Source organism: Synergistaceae bacterium (assembly GCA_021372895.1).
In the GTDB taxonomy this organism is placed as follows: domain Bacteria; phylum Synergistota; class Synergistia; order Synergistales; family Synergistaceae; genus JAJFTP01.
In genome coordinates this window covers 1-16,760 of the sequence record JAJFTP010000015.1, presented here as the reverse complement: position 1 = coordinate 16,760, position 16,760 = coordinate 1, and the positions used below count along the sequence as shown (strand labels likewise).

Below are 16,760 nucleotides of genomic sequence, written 5' to 3'. Positions count from 1 at the left end.
AAACGCCGGTGCCTACGGTTACTCCATGGCGTCGAACTACAATTGCCGGCTGAGGCCTGCCGAGGCCCTTATAGCCGAAGGCGGCGGCGTAAGAGTGATACGCAGGGCAGATCCATTCGAAAGTCTGACGGCAAATTTCTAAAGGCCTCAGTCTCTGAATATATTTAAGCCCCTTTTTCTTCCCTTGGCTACAACTGAGATCAGTGCCATCATGAAAATTTAAGGGGCTTGTTATTGACTTATATTCTATTGCGTTGCTGTTGCCGGTATGTTATGTCTATTTCAGTGTGCAGACCTTCCCGTCTGCTCCGGTGACTATGATCCTGTCCTTTGCAATGGCCGGTGCGGTTACGACGTTTGCATCAAATGGCGCGCGCCAGACGACGCTTCCGGTCTGTCCGTCAAGACATACAAGCACGTTGCTGTTTGTGCCGAAGAACACCTTGCCGTTAAATCCCGCGGGAGAAGAGTAGACGGATTCATTTGCCTTGTACTGCCATGCAAGGGCCCCTGTTTTGGCATCAAGTGCGCTTACCCAGCCCATTATGTTCCCGAATATAACTTTGCCGTCCTGGACAAGCGGGGATGTCTCTATCTGTGACTTTGAGTCATATCTCCATATTACTGCCTGATGTTTGATCCTTGCGCAGTAAATCTTGCCGTCCTGGCTCGTGAAATAGAGGAGCCCGTCAACGGCCGCAGGAGCAGAGGTTATCGGGCCGCCGACAATCGCGCGCCATTTGAGTTTTCCTGTAGCCGCGTCCAGTGCGAACAGTTTACCCTCATGGTTGCCTATATAGACAACACCGTCGGCGACGATAGGAGAGCCCTGAACGGAGCGCTCGGTCTTGAATTTCCATTTTTCCCAGCCGGTCTTGATGTTGACGGCATAGACATATCCGTCGTTTGAGCCGAAGTAGACGACCCCGTCAGCTACGGCAGGAGATGAACTTATGCTGTTGTGCGTGGTGAATTTCCATATCATCTTGCCAGTCGCCGCGTCCAGACAGTACATGCGGCTGTCATAGCTCCCGACAAAAACCTTTCCGTCTGCGACAGCCGGTGAGGATGTCACCCAGTTTTCCGTGTGGAAGGCCCATTTGGAACTGCCTGTGTAGAGATCAAGCGCGTAGACATTGCCGTCGTTTGAGCCGAAGAATATAGTGTTCCCGTACACTGCCGGGGATGACTGGATCGCGTCGGGCATTTTAACTGTCCAGTCTTTTTGCCCTGTGCAGCTGGGCTGTGCTGCCACCGCAGCCGAAGACCCAGTCCTGAAGGTATTTGCACGGAACATTGGCCAGTTTTCTGCGAACGCTGAGGACGAAAGAGCCAAAAGCAGTGCTGCGGCCGTGGAAAGGATCTTTAAATGTTTATTTCTCATATAATTTCCTCCCTGATGTAATTTTAATATAATTTTAGAACATGTTTATATTTAATGTATCAGTATTTACCGTATTTTCATTTTCTGTATCGGTGAAATGAATGATTGATTATACTGTGCTTTTTCGGCTAGAATATAGTGCTAGCTAAAGGAGTGACAGATGCATGATTCTGGATAAGATCAGGAATTTCAGTATAATCGCGCACGTAGACCATGGGAAGTCTACCCTGGCCGACCGCCTTCTCGAGGCGACCGGAACTGTCGAGAGGCGCAACATGAAGGCTCAGCTTCTTGACATGCTTGACCTTGAGAGGGAGCGTGGCATAACTATAAAATTAGTACCGGTGAGAATGGACTACAAGGCAAAGGACGGCAACGATTATGTTCTGAATCTGATAGACACGCCGGGTCATGTGGACTTCACTTATGAAGTATCGCGTTCGCTCGCTGCCTGCGAGGGTGCGGTGCTCGTCGTAGACGCGGCTCAGGGAGTAGAGGCGCAGACAGTTGCCAACAGCTACCTCGCAACGGACCTTAACCTGGCGCTCATCCCTATTCTCAATAAGATCGACCTGCCGTCGGCGCATCCTGATAGAGTCAGGAAGGAAATTGAGGATATCATAGGCATTGACGCAGAAGATGCGGTCCTTGTGAGCGCAAAGACCGGAGAGGGCATATCCGACGTGCTTGAGCGGATAGTGCGGGATGTCCCGCCGCCTTCCGGAGATGCTGACGCGCCGCTCCAGGCGCTCATTTTTGACTCTGTGTATGACAATTACAAGGGGGTCATTTGTTACGTCCGTGTGGTTAACGGGACATTGAGCGCGGGTAAGTCCGTCCGATTTATGGCTACAGGACGTGACTATGAACTTGACGAAGTCGGGGTATTCAAGCCTGAGATGGTAAATGTGGAAGTGCTTGGCCCAGGCGAGGTCGGATATTTTGCGGCAAGCGTCAAGTCCATCCACGAGGCGCATGTAGGTGATACTGTGACAGATACATCTAAGCCCGCTAAAGCGCCTTTGCCTGGATATCGCAAGATAAAGCCTGTCGTATTCTGCGGCTATTACCCTGTCGAACGGGAGAATATAAACCAGCTTCGCGAGGCCCTTGAAAAATTACAGATAAACGACTCCGCTATCAGCTTTGAACCTGAAAATTCCGCAGCTCTCGGTTTTGGTTTCCGCTGCGGGTTTCTTGGCCTGCTGCACATGGAGATATCAAAGGAACGGCTGAACAGAGAGTTCGGAGTCGACCTTGTCGCTACCGCGCCTAACGTCGTGTATCAGATAGTCCTTACCGACGGAAGTATCATCGAGGCGCACCGGCCGTCTGACTTCCCTGACCTCGGCAGGATAGAAGAAGTTCGCGAGCCTTATATAAAGCTTTCTATATTCATGCCCGATCAGTTTGTCGGAGCCGTTATGCAGCTTTGCCAGGAAAAGCGGGGCACCTATGTCGGAATGGACTACATTACACCGGAACGGGTCAGGCTCACATATAACATGCCGCTCGCCGAGTTTATACTCGACTTCCACGACAGGCTGAAATCGTGCACACGTGGCTATGCATCGCTTGACTATGACCACATCGGTTTCAGGGCGGATAAACTTGTAAAGGTCGATATACTGCTCCAGGATGAACCAGTTGACGCGTTTTCGTTCATATGCCATGAAGATCAGGCATATCACAGGGGACATGCCGTGGCAGGCAGGCTTAAGGAGCTTATACCGAGGCAGCAGTTCGAAGTCCCGGTCCAGGCTGCGGTCGGCAAGAAGGTTATTGTAAGGATGAACATAAAGGCCGTACGTAAGGATGTCCTTGCAAAGTGCTATGGCGGAGACATTACGCGGAAGCGCAAGCTGCTTGAGAAGCAGAAGGAAGGCAAAAAACGCATGAAGCAGGTCGGAAGAGTTTCGATACCTCAGGAAGCATTCCTTGCCTTTATGGATGTGACGAGATCCGAGGATAAATAGTGCGGGACAGAAGCCCGTTTAAACCGCCAGAAGGGGCTATCTCCCTCTATATACACGTCCCTTTCTGTGAACGTAAGTGTCCCTACTGTGCATTTGAGAGCGATGTTCCCTGCGGCGGAGACATAGAGACCTGGCTTTGTCTTCTGGAGAAAGAGCTCAAATGGTGGGGGAGCAGAATAGGAAGGCCTGTATTAAAAACATGTTACATCGGCGGAGGAACACCTACGGTTTTGAGTCCCCGCCATTGGGCTTTGCTCGCCGGGGTCATTGATTCCTATTTCGATTTTGAAGAAAACGCCGAGGTCACGGTCGAGGCAAATCCTAATTCCATGGATGCCGGGCATCTGCTTCTGTGGCGTGACTGGCGTGTCACCCGCGTGAGTATAGGGGTGCAGAGCTTTGATGATGCGGAGCTTATTCAGCTTGGCCGGCTGCACGACAGCGTTCAGGCACATGCGGCGATATCGTCGGCGCTTGCCTCCGGTTTTTCGGTAAATGCGGACTTCATGTTCGGACTGCCGGAACAGACATTTAAAAACTGGGCCATGATCCTTCATGAGGCGGTTCGCTCAGGGGTACATCATATATCTCTGTATCAGCTTTCCATCGAGTCGGGAACTCCATGGGAATCGATGGATACCGATCGCCTATCCGATGGCTTTGCAATGTACCGCTGGGCGCAGTGGTATCTCCCGCGCAAGGGGTTCCATCAGTATGAGGTCGCTAACTTCTCAATGCCCGGGCATGAAAGCAGGCACAACATAAACTACTGGCGCGAAGGAGAGTACCTCGGAGCCGGTCCCGGAGCATCGGGATACCTTGGTGGCTGGCGCTATAAAAACACAGGCAGCCTGAAAAAATACGGAGAGCTGATCGAGGGCGGCAAATGCGCGGCAGTCTCAGGAGAGAGGCTCACAAAAGAAGCGATGGCGGGAGAGGCTGCGGTGCTGGCCCTTCGAATGACGGAAGGCATCGATCTCATCGACTATGAGGGCCGCTTCGGGGTCGCTGCAAAGAATAGAATATATGAGGTGCTGGGAGATTTTTCGGACGATCTGTATGAAATAACGGACAAAAATGTGAGGCTGACCGCAAAAGGAATGAGGATAGCTAACAGGATATGGATGGAATTTGTCTGAACTTAAGCTGCAGACCAGTCCTCCATTTAAGATCGCGGATATATCCTCTATAATCAATAAAGGAACATGACTTAAAATCGGCATGACCGGAGGGGATACTTCTTGAAAGAAGAAATTCAGAACGCCATGCGTAAAATACCGTCAATGAACAAACTGCTCTCTATGGAGTGGATCGCGGAATATGAGTCTGAGATAGGGCATGAGTCCGTAAAGGCGGTCATTTCAGATGTATTGGCTGAACAGAGGACAAAAATACAGAGAAACCCCGATGCTGCTTTTGATGCCGACAGCATTATGCGCGATGCAGAAAAACGCCTCAGATCCAGAGCGTCTTCAAGCCTGCGCCGCGTGGTCAATGCCACAGGAGTAGTCATACACACAAACCTGGGGCGTTCTCTTCTTGCCGAAGAAGCGATAAAAGCCGTAGTGGAGATAGCCGGAAATTATAATACGCTGGAATATTCTACGGAACAGGGACGCAGGGGCCAAAGGAACGACCACATCGAATGGCTGCTCTGCAGGCTTACCGGCGCAGAGGCGGCAATAGTCGTCAATAATAACGCAGGGGCCGTTATACTGGCTCTTTCGGCTCTTGCCAGAGACAAAGAAACTGTCATCTCCCGCGGGGAACTTGTCGAGATCGGAGGTTCCTTCCGGATCCCCGACATCATGGCCCTGTCCGGTACAAGGATGGTCGAGACAGGGACTACAAACCGCACGCACCTCAAAGATTACGAATCCGCGATCACTGACGATACGGCCATGCTGTTCAAGGTGCATCCGTCCAACTACAGGATCGCCGGCTTTATTTCTTCTGTCCCGCGCGAAGAACTTGCCGCGCTTGCACACAGTAGGGGCATTGTCTTTATGGAGGACCTGGGCAGCGGCATGCTTGTCGATACAAGTTCCGTCGGCCTCACAAGCGACCCTACGATAAACGAATGCCTCGGGGCAGGTGCTGACATAGTTACTTTCTCCGGAGATAAGCTCCTCGGAGGTCCGCAGATAGGAGCCATAGTCGGTTCCGCTGCTATCATCGCAAAGCTCCGCACCTTTCCGCTTCTTCGTGCCCTTAGGGTCGACAAGATGACCCTTGCCGCATTTGAGGCGACGCTCAGACTCTATTTGAAGGGGCAATATAACTCGATACCAACGCTTGAGATGGTCTTCAGCAAACCGCAAGATCTTCAAAAAAGGGCGCAGATGTTATGCCGCAGGCTCAAAGCATTTTTTAAAGGCGTGGCACTCAATTCCATATCCCTGGAAGTTGTCAGTGCTGCAGATACGGTGGGTGGGGGAACGTTTCCCCAGTCGGAGCTCAGGGGATACGCAGTAGCCGTAAGGCTGCCTGAGCTTGGGAGCACAGGCAGCCTCGCAGAAAAACTGCGCATGGCGTCAGTGCCTGTTGTGACCGGCGCATCTGAGGACAGGCTGCTTTTCCATGTGCGCACGCTGAGACCCGGGGATGAAAAATTGATAATCAATGCTTTCGCTGAGATCCTGTCCATGCCCGGAAGTGAATAAAGCATGACTGCCGGAGCACTGGAATACCCGTTCATAATCGGTACGGCCGGACATATAGACCATGGCAAGACAGCGCTTGTGAGGGCACTGTCGGGAGTGGACTGTGACCGCCTTCAGGAGGAGAAACGGCGCGGCATGACTATTGAGCTTGGCTTTGCCCCGCTCACACTTCCATCTGGGAAGACTATCAGCATCATCGATGTTCCCGGACATGAAAAATTCATAAGGCAGATGGTTGCGGGAGCGGTCGGCATCGACGCCGTCATGTTCGTTGTCGCGGCTGATGACGGTGTTATGCCCCAGACGCGTGAACACCTTGAGATCCTTACGCTTCTTGGTATAAAAAACGGCTTGACCGTAATAAATAAATCAGACCTTGTCGATGAAGAGATGCTTGAAATGGCCAAGGACGAGGTCAACGCTCTTATCTCGAACACTTTTCTGGACGGCAGTCCGGTCATACCCGTTTCGGCCCTTACCGGCGCGGGGCTTCCGGAACTTACAGACGCCATACAGTTCATGGTTGAGAACAGCAGACAACGGGATCGCAGCGGCGCTTTCTTTTTGCCCGTCGACAGGGCTTTCCATATTTCAGGTTTCGGGACAGTTGTGACCGGGACGGCGCTAAACGGTATCATTTCAGAAGGTGACGATATCGAAGTTTTGCCTCCTGTGATACCGTCTAAGGTCCGTTCGCTGCAGGTCCATGGTGAATCCGTTACAAGCGCGGCGGCAGGGCAGCGTGTCGCTATAAACCTGGCCGGAATATCGCTTGATGACGTAAAACGGGGTGATGTCATAGCGGCAAGGGGGCACTTTTCACCCACCGAGTGCCTGGACGTCTCCATAGACGTGCTGCCATCTTTTACCGGACCTGTGGAGCATTGGCAGCGCCTGCGCCTGCATATCGGGACGTCTGATGTTGTCGCAAGGCTATCTCTTCTGGACAGGGAAAAGGTTCTGCCCGGAGAGACTGCCATTGCACAGATCCTCACCGAAGAACCGATAACCGCCTCCTGCAGGAGCCGCTTCATACTGCGCACATACAGCCCGCTGCGCACTATCGCAGGCGGTAGGGTGCTGCTTGCTGCCGGCGAGAGGCCAAAGAATAAAAACTCAAAGATTTCGCTGATAAGATTTCTTGAGGCGGTCTCTGCGGACGTCGGCCTCAAGGAACGCCTGCTTGCCCTGATAGAATATAAAGGAATGCTGACGACCGGAGAAGCGCTTCGGGCTCTGGAGACAGAGCCTGCGGAAATTGACAGGCATATCGCAAGCCTCGATGCCAAGGGAAAGATCGGCGTGGTCAGAACAGTTGAGACCACGCTCCTCTCAATTTCAAAGATGGAAGAGTTTAACGCAAAACTTACAGCGGGACTAAAAAAATTTCACAGTGAACATCCAGAACGCAGAGGCATGGACATAGAGGAGGTTTCGAAGTGCCTCTCAATGCCTGATGTGCGTTTTGTAAGGGAACTGGTCAAACTTTTTAAAAAAATGTCATGGGTAACGGTCGACGACGGCAGGGTAAGGCTCAAAGATTTTGAACCTTTCGATGAAGCCCGGTTTATGTCAGATGTGGATGCCGTAAGAAATCTCATGCGCGGGTCAGGCTATGCTATGCCTGCCGTTGACGAGATCCCGGAGATACTGCATATAACACAGAAAGATATGAACCGTATCCTTGCATACCTCAAGGAACGCAGGGAAGTTGTTATCATTGGGGACGGATTCCTCGTTTCATCAGAGATAGAATCTGATTTCAAAGAGAAGCTCCTGGGCATAGAGGGCGAGATAACACTTGCCGGAGTCAGGGATCTTACGGGGAGCAGCAGAAAATATATTCTGCCGTTGCTTGAATATTTTGACACAAAGGGCATCACCAGACGTGTTGGAGACAAGAGGATAATTATGAAGAATAAGCGCTGATAAAAAATTAAATCCGTACTTTTATTACATTTTATTTTGCCGGCGATGCCCTGTTGTTACGTCTGACTTGATATTTATCGGATTTTGATGTACAATCAATTGATTACAGGTCGGAGGTGACGTGTATGGCGCAGACATTAGAATCGATACGTGAGATAGTGCGTCTGCACAGGGGTTCTCGGATTTTTTACCGTGCTGCGAACGGACGCAGAAAAATGGAAGAAAGAACCGGTGTGATTCGCGAGACCTATCCCAGTCTCTTTACGGTGTTTATCGATTCACAGCAGAGCACTGTCTCTTTCAGTTATGCTGACGTATTGACCCGTGAAGTGGAAGTGCAGCTTGAAGGCAGCGGGAAGAGCCTTTTCTAGACAATGTGGTTGCCCTCTATGCCCTGGCCTTTGCCAGGGCTTCTTTTTTGCCCGACAGCAATGAACGATGGGGTGGCGGAGATGGAAACAATGATTGCCTGTTCTGTAAAAATCAATATCACGCTCAGGGTTTTATCTCGAAGGCCAGATGGGCTTCATAATATATTTTCAAACTTTTGGAGTAAAAAAGGCGGAGAGGAGTTGACAATTTACTGCTATAATGATGAAAATACAGAAGATATTCTGGAGCTTAAAGGTCTATGCATAAAAGGCCCGAATCTTGTCACAAAGGCACTCGCATGGGCCAGGGGAAAGGGTGCCGATATCCCGCCGCTTCACATGCGGCTTGATAAGATATATCCTCCGGGGAGTGGCATCGGTGCCGGGAGCGGAAACGCGGCGGCGCTGATAAAGTGGATCAGGAACAGCTACGGATTGAATGTAGACAATGAGGCCATCGCAGAACTTGGGGCTGACGTGGCGTTTTTGGCTTCTGACGCTTGCCTTGCATTTGCCGAAGGTATAGGCGAGAGGCTTAAATTACTTGATGATGCGCCGGAACTTACATGGGTGCTGGGGTTTCCAAAGTGGAAGTCGTCCACTCCTGCGGCCTATGCGGATCTCGACCGGTACAGAGAGGCGCTCGGTCTGTCTGTCGCCTGTGATGCCCCTGAAGAAGAAGCGCTGGATATACTCGACAAGCTGAGAAAAAAAGAATTTATAGGGTTCCTGCCGAATGATTTCGCTGATTTGGCCCTAAATGAACATAAGGAATATATAGATGCGTTTGAAGCTGCCGAAGCAGGCGGTTCCTTGGCCTGGGGGCTTTGCGGAAGCGGCAGTGCGTTCTTCGCGCTTTGCGGTGACAAGGGCTCTGCTAAAAAAACAGAATCATTATTTACGGACAAAAGCTGGGTAATAAAAACCGCCAGATTGGAGTGAAGCAGTAATGAGAGGTCAAAGAACGGAAAGACTGGTAAGACTTGCGGCAAACTTTATGCTATACCCATCTAAACTGGTGTCCCTGACCGACCTTGCAGGAAAATTCAATGTCTCCAAGACAGTTATAAGCGACGATGTTGAGGTGATCGATTCTGCGATGACGGCTGAAGGGTTCGGACAGATGCAGGTTGACCGCGGCCGAAGCGGAGGGGCCAGATTCATTCCGCTCTGTACCCCTGAATACAGGGGGAAAATACTTAAAGAGACTGCGGAAAAGCTAACAGACCCGGACAGGGTCCTCCCGGGCGGTCTTATCTATTACAGCGACCTTATTTTCAATCCGGAGACCGCTCTCTCTCTCGGATATGCGATGGCATCCCTGTTCACGGATCTGCAGCCTGATGTTGTAATGACTTCAGAGGTCAAAGGCATTCCGATAGCGATGTTCGCTGCCTATGCCCTGGGAGTGCCCCTTGCTGTATGCCGTTTCCGCAACAGGCCCAGCGATGGTGCGGCAGTCGGAGTGCATTATCCCACTGGGAACGGCGATGTCAAAACGATGTACATAGGCACGAGACAGCTGAAAAGAGGCTGCCGTGTCCTTATAGTGGACGACTTTATGAGGGGCGGGAGCACCGCGTCGGGGATGCTTCTTATGGCGAAGCAGTTCGATGCCGAAGTTGCAGGCATAGGGATATTCATAGCGGCAGCGGAGCCTGAAAACAAGGCGATCCCAAGCTATCGTTCGCTGCTGACCCTACTGCACCATGACGGCGGCGTGAAGCTTATAGTGACTCCGGAAAAATAAAATTAAAATTACCATTTGACGTAATCACCATCATGGCGTAAAATCTTACGCCGGAAGGGATGTGACCATGCATGGGAATTAAGATCAACCTTGATGAATGCATCGGCTGTGGTGTCTGCGCTCAGCTCTGCCCGGCGGTTTTCAAGCTTGACGAAGATGCGGGAAAGTGCATGGTGATTTCACAGGAAGTCTCCCCTGCGCTTAAAGAGGCAATAGACAGCTGCCCCGTATCAGTAATCACTTCCGACTGAGGTGACACGGGCCCATAGCTCAATTGGTTAGAGCTCCCGGCTCATAACCGGATGGTTTCAGGTTCGATTCCTGATGGGCCCACCAGAAGACATATCCCCGACCTTATGGTCGGGGATTTTTTTAGGGTGCGCCCGACATGTGCGCAGACTGGACGCTTACCACTATCGGGGTAGCATCGGCAACACTTACACTGTCATATACGCCGCTTGCCGGGCTGCTGGAAGTTGTACCTCTGTCAGCTAATGTATATGTGTATTTGTTACAATATATATATCATAACAACCGAATTTATTAAAAAAATATTTTATAAATTAGTCAAATCTTAACAGTATAATGTTTCTTCAGTTCTTTGCCAGATCCGCTCCTATTTCAAACGCCTTGCTGCAGTCGACGGGAAACTGATCCTCCCTTACTTTTGCCTTATGTGCCTCATCAAAGTTTGACGCGTCATACTTTGAATAATCATCGAACTGGTATGTGTCAAAGGAGAGCAAAAAGTCTGAACTGCCGTTTAATATTCTTTCAAGGATACTTTTATTTTGTTCAAAAAGGGGCTCATACCCCCATTCTTTGGCCATCTCTTCTGTAATATTCATGGTATAGATAAAACATGATGCGATCTTCCGCTGCAGTATAGACAGTTTTCCCTTATTATAAGAGAGGTTAGGGAATATCAGCCGCTCTATAAAAGACCTCATCTCACCGGTAACATTGCTTAAATATATCGGAGAACCGAGCAACAATGAGTCGCATTCCAATATATCTTTAAGAACGCTTGTAAGATCATCCCTAATGGCGCAAAGCCCGCCGCAACTGCTGTTTTTTACCTTGCAGGCAAAACAGCTGATACAGCCCTTAAAATTTAAATCATACAGATGTACGAGCCTCGTTTCAGCTCCTTTCGATTCTGCTCCTTCCAGGGCTTTCTTCAGCAAGATGGCAGTGTTTCCGTTTTTTCTCGGGCTTCCGTTGACGGCTATAACTTTCATTCTAACCATATCCTTTCATTTCATTCAGTCTGTTTTTGTGTTTGTAGTGTCCGTTATCAACCATATTTGTCGTATTAATACTATAATGTATATTAAATGTATATCCAAATTCTATCAAGAAGGAGGGTAATAAATGCTTAAAAATTTCATAGTTGCTACTGATTTATCGAAAGATTCCTATGTGCTGGTATGCTGTGTTGGAGGACTTAAGGTTTTTGGAGCTGAAAGATGTCTGTTGCTGCAGTTCCGAAGTGTGGACGATGTTGTCGAATTTTCAAGGGCATGTGCAACAGAGACGTTTTCCAAATACGATCATATTCTGGAAGAGCAGAAAAAAACATTGGAAAAACAGGGTTACACTGTTGAAACAAGAGTATTATCCGGATTTCCGGCAAATGAAATAAACAAGATCGCCGTAGAAGAGGATTACTCCGTTATCGTAGTCGGAGCCCGGAGGAGTTCTTCGACAGGGGAAGTGTTCTTCAGCAGTCTCGCGAATGATTTAATACATATCGCAGAAAAACCGGTCCTGCTGAGCAGATCCAAAAAACAAGGGGCAGCGGGTTTGTTATGCTGCTCAGAAACTTTGGGCTGTGAGGTGGGTAACCATGTGCTGTATCCCACTGATTTCTCCGAAAATGCGGACCTGGCTTTCACTTCTCTGTTAGATATGGCAGCAGATAGAGCCAGAAAGATTACGCTGCTCCATGTTCAGGATAAAACACGCATCAGTCCCTATCTTGAAAACCGAATCGAAGAATTTAATAAGATTGACAGAGCCAGACTGGAAGGCATGAAAAAAATGATTCAGGAAAAAGGAAAGGCAGAGGTAGACATTGTAATAAAATACGGTAATCCATCGGTTGAGATTCTAGATACAGCCAAGGAACTTGATGTGGATATGGTTGTAATGGGCAGCCAGGGCAGAGGTTTTGTAAAGGAATTTTTCCTTGGAAGCGTAAGTTACAATACTGCGCGCTTCTCGCCGTCATCGGTCCTGCTGATCCCGACAAATAGATAAACAACAAGGCCTTTAATCACGTAAATTTCCAGAATACGCCCTTATAACAACAGACAACTTCTGACAAAACGAGCGGCTTTAAGTTTGTTGTTCTGATGTTGCATTGTTCAGGTATTCCTTAAAGAATGCTGTCCGGTTGTTGATTGATCTTGCTTTCCTTCTATCTATATAATAATAAGTTGAGAGATGTAAAGTTTGCGAATATCTGTAAAATATAAATACCTGGGAGGTAAAATAATTGAAAGAAAATAAATTAAGGCAATTGAGAACACTTGGACAGTCTATCTGGCTTGACTATATACGGCGAGATTTGATTGCCGGCGGCGAGCTCCGGAGATTAATATGTGAAGATGGTTTGCTGGGGATGACCTCAAACCCATCTATATTTGAGAATGCTATCGCGCACAGCCATGAATATGATGATGACATCCGGAACATGGCTCTTGGTGGAAAAGACAGCATGGCAATTTATGAAGCACTCAGCCAGTGTGATGTGCAGAGTGCCGCACGTGAATTTTGTCCTGTCTATAACGAAACTGAAGGCAAGGATGGATATGTCAGCCTGGAGGTCAATCCACACCTGGCGTACGATACAAAAGAGACGATCGCTGAAGCACGCCGCTTATGGACGGCTTTAAATCGTCCAAATGTGTTAATTAAAGTCCCTGCCACTACAGAAGGTATTAAAGCTGTTAAACAACTTATCAGCGATGGGATCAATGTCAATGTGACGTTGATATTTGGGCTCCAAAGGTATCAGCAAGTGGCCGAGGCTTACATCACAGGTCTTGAGGAGCGATTTGCCAAAGGAATGCCAGTAAAGGATGTGTCTTCGGTGGCTAGTTTCTTTGTGAGTCGAATTGATGTGCTTGTAGACTCCATGCTGGAAAAAACAATCGCGCAAGGTAACGATGAGGCGCAGCTCGCGGAGCAGTTGCTTGGGCAGGTCGCCATCGCAAGCGCCAAATCAGCATATCAAATTTATAAGGTAATCTTTAATAGCAATCGTTTTAAAAAACTATCCGACCTTGGTGCCCGGACACAGCGGCTGCTTTGGGCCAGTACCGGTACTAAGAACCCAAACCATAGCGATGTGAAATACGTTGAGGCTCTTATTGGGGCGGATACGGTGAATACAATCCCAGTCAATACTCTGGATGCCTACCGCGATCATGGTGATCCGAAGCCTCGCATCGAACATGACACTGATGGGGCTAAACAGATTTTACTGAAATTGCAATCGCTCGGGATAAACCTCAATAGTGTGGCCCAACAACTGGAGGAGGAGGGCGTTGAGAAATTCAGCCATTCGTTCGACTCACTGATCAATACCCTGGAGAAAAAGCGTCATGTAGTCTGAGTCGGTGGCGCCAGTCTGAATGCCGACATGTTTCTGTCCGTCGTCCTGGCAGACAACAATGCATAGCAAATGGAAGGAGAATTTGCATGACAGGAATCGCACCGCTAACGAAACGCGCGGCATGGCAGGCCCTCGAGGCACATTACCCGAAGGTTCGGGATTTGCATCTTCGGAAGATCTTTGCGGATGATCCAAAACGCGGGGAGCGTATGGTAGTCGAGGATGTCGGCATTTACTTTGACTATTCGAAGCACCGTATTACCGATGAGACACTCCGGCTCCTTTTACAGTTGGCGGAGGAGTCCGGTCTGCGAGCCCGCATCGATGCCATGTTTAGGGGCGAGAAGATAAACGTCACTGAGAAACGGGCCGTCCTGCATGTGGCCCTGCGCACACCTAAAGGTCAATCAATTATCGTGGATGGCGAAGATGTCGTATCTCAGGTCCATGCCGTGCTTAACAAGATGGTCAACTTTTCCGCCCAGGTACGTAGCGGTGAGTGGAGGGGCTACACCGGCAAGCCGATCCGCAACATCATCAATATTGGTATCGGCGGGTCTGATCTGGGGCCTGTGATGGCGTATGAGGCGTTACGCTATTACAGCCGGCGTGACCTGACTTTCCGCTTCGTTTCCAACATTGACGGTACCGATTTTGCCGAGGCTACCCGCGATCTTGATGCCAGGGAGACGCTATTCATCATATCATCGAAAACCTTTACGACTCTGGAGACAATGACAAACGCGTTTACGGCCCGAGACTGGGTGTTAAAAACTTTAAAACATCCCGCTGCTGTCGCCAGGCATTTCGTCGCTGTATCGACCAACGTAGGGGAAGTAGCTAAGTTTGGCATCGACACTGCAAATATGTTCGAATTTTGGGACTGGGTCGGCGGGCGCTACTCCATGGACTCAGCAATTGGCCTCTCGACGATGCTCGCTATAGGACCCGAAAATTTTTACGCCATGCTTGACGGTTTCCACCAAATGGACGAACATTTCCGTACAGCCCCGTTTGAGCGTAACTTGCCGGTACTTATGGGACTTTTGGGCCTCTGGTACAATAACTTCTTTGGCGCCGAGACCATGGCAGTCCTTCCCTATGAACAATACTTGAAGCGCTTCCCGGCTTACCTCCAGCAGTTGATGATGGAGAGCAATGGCAAGCATGTCACGATCGAGGGGATAGAAGTCCCCTATCAAACGGGGCCAATCACTTGGGGGGAGCCGGGTACCAATGGACAGCATTCTTTCTTCCAATTGATTCATCAGGGAACTAAACTCATTCCCTGCGACTTTATCGCGTTTGTTCAGTCGCTTAACCCTCTTGGCCGCCACCATGACTTGCTGCTTGCCAATGTCTTTGCTCAGACGGAGGCACTTGCTTTTGGCAAAACACAGCAGGAGGTCCGATCCGAGGGTACGCCAGCATGGCTGGTACCGCACCGGACTTTTGAGGGGAACCGTCCTTCCAGCACGATCCTCCTGGAACGGCTGACTCCGGTGACGCTTGGGGCGCTTGTTGCATTGTATGAACACAGTGTTTTCACGCAAGGCGTCATTTGGGATATCGACTCATTTGATCAATGGGGGGTCGAACTGGGAAAGGTGCTTGCCGCCCGGATCAGTTCTGAACTTGAGCCCGGCGCCAAATGCCAACTCGAGCATGATAGCTCAACAACAGCCCTGATAAGGCATTACAGGAGATCCAAGGAGATGTTGCAGGGGCAATAAAACAAATCCGTTTCTGAAATTTCTCACCTATTTTTTGGGCCTCATCCCTTGTATGATTGAAATGGCTGTTATGCTTTCAGCGATGGCAAAGCATTAGCCAGACTTTGACATTATCCTCCTTCTGCTTCCAGCTGACTCAGGGATCGGATTCTGTGGGAGAAACACAAGGCCGGCAACGCCATAGAGGCCCTCAAGGCCAAGCTGGCGGTCAAGGTTTGAGTGAAACGTGACGGGAGGTTGATCATGGCGGTATGCTCGCGTCTGCTCGTGAAGAAGCAGGTAATTGTGAGCCGGTTGGCGGCTTTTGATCGCGGGTTATGGACTGTTATGAAGAAGGGGGGTGCCTCGGAAAGATGAACCCAAAAAATAAACCGACGCTAACAACTCAAAGAGTAGAAATGATGCGCATTGGCATAGCTGCAGACCATGGTGGGTTTGAATTGAAAGCACAACTGACTGCGGCACTTGAGGCTGCCGGTTATAAAGTTGAAGACTTCGGCGCTCATGACTTAGATTTGGGAGATGACTACCCGGATTTTGTGGTGCCGTTGGCGAGGGCGGTGGTGAGAGGTGAAATCACCCGCGGTGTTGCTATCTGCGGAAGCGGGGTTGGAGCTTGTGTTGCGGCAAACAAAGTGCCCGGTGTGAGAGCTGCGTTGATTATGGATCCTTTCTCTGCTCATCAGGGAGTAGAGGACGATGACATGAACGTTATGTGTCTGGGCGGCGGGGTCACCGGATATGCTCTATCTTGGGACTTGGTTCAAATGTTCTTAAATGCCCATTTTAAGGGGACAGAGCGTTTCAAACGCCGACTTGCGAAAGTAGCGGAATTGGAAAGATAGGGAAAAAAATCGTTTTGAAAAAGAGGTGATCCCTCAAACTGAAAAAAATGCCGTTCCTACAGGGAATTGATTCTTGCCACTCCCGGATTGTGTGAGTTTATCAGCGGCGTCATCCATTATGATGAAACCAACCGTCAGTCCAGAAAAGATGGCACAACGTTTGTTAAAGTCATCAGCGATGCGGGAATCATTCCCTGGGTCTTTATTGTAAAAAACAATAACATTGCCCCGCACCCGCATGTTGCGTCAAAAGAAAAGGTACTTGAAAAGTGGAACGTTGCGTCAAATAAAAATGTACTTGAAGAAAGATGCTTCCTCCTTCCGTACTTTTAAACTTGGCCGGCCGTGCCGGCCGTTTTTGCGTTCCGGTAGAGTCTCTCACGCAAAGATGCTATCCTTCGTCTGAGCTCTATTGGGTTAAGTGTATCATATAATTCCGTCAGCTCCCTTTTTGTTGTATCTTCGATTTGTTCCAATAAGAGGACTC

General features: G+C 49.5%; 15 protein-coding genes and 1 tRNA gene. 14 read left to right on the top strand and 2 right to left on the bottom strand.

Annotation, left to right across the window (positions count from 1 at the left end):
* Positions 1-277: 277 nt before the first annotated feature.
* On the bottom strand, positions 278-1,384 hold the full coding sequence (locus tag LLF78_01950) for a PQQ-binding-like beta-propeller repeat protein (GenBank protein MCE5201264.1): 1,107 nt from the start codon (positions 1,382-1,384) through the stop codon (positions 278-280).
* Between the two features lie 164 nt (positions 1,385-1,548).
* Here LLF78_01950 and lepA point away from each other — a divergent pair, with 164 nt between their 5' ends.
* From lepA to LLF78_01905, 9 genes are all read left to right on the top strand, one after another.
* A complete protein-coding gene (lepA, locus tag LLF78_01945) occupies positions 1,549-3,360 on the top strand; it encodes a translation elongation factor 4 (GenBank protein MCE5201263.1) in 1,812 nt (603 codons plus the stop codon).
* Positions 3,360-4,499 carry a radical SAM family heme chaperone HemW gene (hemW, locus tag LLF78_01940; protein ID MCE5201262.1) on the top strand — a complete coding sequence of 380 codons (1,140 nt, stop codon included), beginning with the start codon at positions 3,360-3,362 and terminating at the stop codon, positions 4,497-4,499. Before lepA ends, hemW begins: the two co-directional genes overlap by 1 nt.
* A gap of 102 nt (positions 4,500-4,601) precedes the next feature.
* Positions 4,602-6,023 carry an L-seryl-tRNA(Sec) selenium transferase gene (selA, locus tag LLF78_01935; protein MCE5201261.1) on the top strand — a complete coding sequence of 474 codons (1,422 nt, stop codon included), beginning with the start codon at positions 4,602-4,604 and terminating at the stop codon, positions 6,021-6,023.
* Between the two features lie 3 nt (positions 6,024-6,026).
* The gene (selB, locus tag LLF78_01930) at positions 6,027-7,952 is read left to right on the top strand and encodes a selenocysteine-specific translation elongation factor (GenBank protein ID MCE5201260.1); all 1,926 of its coding nucleotides are present in this window, start codon (positions 6,027-6,029) and stop codon (positions 7,950-7,952) included.
* Between the two features lie 125 nt (positions 7,953-8,077).
* Positions 8,078-8,323, top strand: coding sequence for a Veg family protein (locus LLF78_01925; protein MCE5201259.1), 246 nt, complete (start codon positions 8,078-8,080; stop codon positions 8,321-8,323).
* Between the two features lie 201 nt (positions 8,324-8,524).
* A complete protein-coding gene (locus LLF78_01920) occupies positions 8,525-9,265 on the top strand; it encodes a 4-diphosphocytidyl-2C-methyl-D-erythritol kinase (GenBank protein MCE5201258.1) in 741 nt (246 codons plus the stop codon).
* A 7-nt stretch (positions 9,266-9,272) separates the two neighbouring features.
* Positions 9,273-10,073, top strand: coding sequence for a pur operon repressor (locus tag LLF78_01915; GenBank protein ID MCE5201257.1), 801 nt, complete (start codon positions 9,273-9,275; stop codon positions 10,071-10,073).
* 71 nt (positions 10,074-10,144) lie between these two features.
* Positions 10,145-10,324: a ferredoxin gene (locus LLF78_01910; GenBank protein ID MCE5201256.1), complete on the top strand. Its 180-nt coding sequence runs from the start codon at positions 10,145-10,147 to the stop codon at positions 10,322-10,324.
* A gap of 8 nt (positions 10,325-10,332) precedes the next feature.
* Positions 10,333-10,409, top strand: a tRNA-Ile gene (locus tag LLF78_01905).
* A gap of 257 nt (positions 10,410-10,666) precedes the next feature.
* On the opposite strand, the gene LLF78_01900 is transcribed toward LLF78_01905, so the two are convergent.
* A complete protein-coding gene (locus tag LLF78_01900; protein ID MCE5201255.1) occupies positions 10,667-11,314 on the bottom strand; it encodes a flavodoxin family protein in 648 nt (215 codons plus the stop codon).
* A gap of 133 nt (positions 11,315-11,447) precedes the next feature.
* Here LLF78_01900 and LLF78_01895 point away from each other — a divergent pair, with 133 nt between their 5' ends.
* The 5 genes from LLF78_01895 (at position 11,448) to LLF78_01875 (ending at position 16,606) form a co-directional block, all read left to right on the top strand.
* A complete protein-coding gene (locus LLF78_01895) occupies positions 11,448-12,335 on the top strand; it encodes a universal stress protein (GenBank protein MCE5201254.1) in 888 nt (295 codons plus the stop codon).
* 238 nt (positions 12,336-12,573) lie between these two features.
* Positions 12,574-13,695: a transaldolase gene (gene tal / locus LLF78_01890; GenBank protein MCE5201253.1), complete on the top strand. Its 1,122-nt coding sequence runs from the start codon at positions 12,574-12,576 to the stop codon at positions 13,693-13,695.
* Between the two features lie 86 nt (positions 13,696-13,781).
* Positions 13,782-15,428, top strand: coding sequence for a glucose-6-phosphate isomerase (pgi, locus tag LLF78_01885; protein ID MCE5201252.1), 1,647 nt, complete (start codon positions 13,782-13,784; stop codon positions 15,426-15,428).
* A gap of 353 nt (positions 15,429-15,781) precedes the next feature.
* On the top strand, positions 15,782-16,273 hold the full coding sequence (locus LLF78_01880; protein MCE5201251.1) for an RpiB/LacA/LacB family sugar-phosphate isomerase: 492 nt from the start codon (positions 15,782-15,784) through the stop codon (positions 16,271-16,273).
* 66 nt (positions 16,274-16,339) lie between these two features.
* Positions 16,340-16,606 carry a fructose-bisphosphate aldolase gene (locus LLF78_01875; GenBank protein MCE5201250.1) on the top strand — a complete coding sequence of 89 codons (267 nt, stop codon included), beginning with the start codon at positions 16,340-16,342 and terminating at the stop codon, positions 16,604-16,606.
* The last annotated feature ends 154 nt before the right edge of the window (positions 16,607-16,760 follow it).

Coding starts and splice junctions, on each gene's coding strand:
- LLF78_01950 (MCE5201264.1), bottom strand. CDS start 1,384: ATGAGAAATAAACATTTAAAGATCCTTTCCACGGCCGCAGCACTGCTT.
- lepA (MCE5201263.1), top strand. CDS start 1,549: ATGATTCTGGATAAGATCAGGAATTTCAGTATAATCGCGCACGTAGAC.
- selB (MCE5201260.1), top strand. CDS start 6,027: ATGACTGCCGGAGCACTGGAATACCCGTTCATAATCGGTACGGCCGGA.
- LLF78_01925 (MCE5201259.1), top strand. CDS start 8,078: ATGGCGCAGACATTAGAATCGATACGTGAGATAGTGCGTCTGCACAGG.
- LLF78_01915 (MCE5201257.1), top strand. CDS start 9,273: ATGAGAGGTCAAAGAACGGAAAGACTGGTAAGACTTGCGGCAAACTTT.
- LLF78_01910 (MCE5201256.1), top strand. CDS start 10,145: ATGGGAATTAAGATCAACCTTGATGAATGCATCGGCTGTGGTGTCTGC.
- LLF78_01900 (MCE5201255.1), bottom strand. CDS start 11,314: ATGAAAGTTATAGCCGTCAACGGAAGCCCGAGAAAAAACGGAAACACT.
- LLF78_01895 (MCE5201254.1), top strand. CDS start 11,448: ATGCTTAAAAATTTCATAGTTGCTACTGATTTATCGAAAGATTCCTAT.
- pgi (MCE5201252.1), top strand. CDS start 13,782: ATGACAGGAATCGCACCGCTAACGAAACGCGCGGCATGGCAGGCCCTC.
- LLF78_01880 (MCE5201251.1), top strand. CDS start 15,782: ATGAACCCAAAAAATAAACCGACGCTAACAACTCAAAGAGTAGAAATG.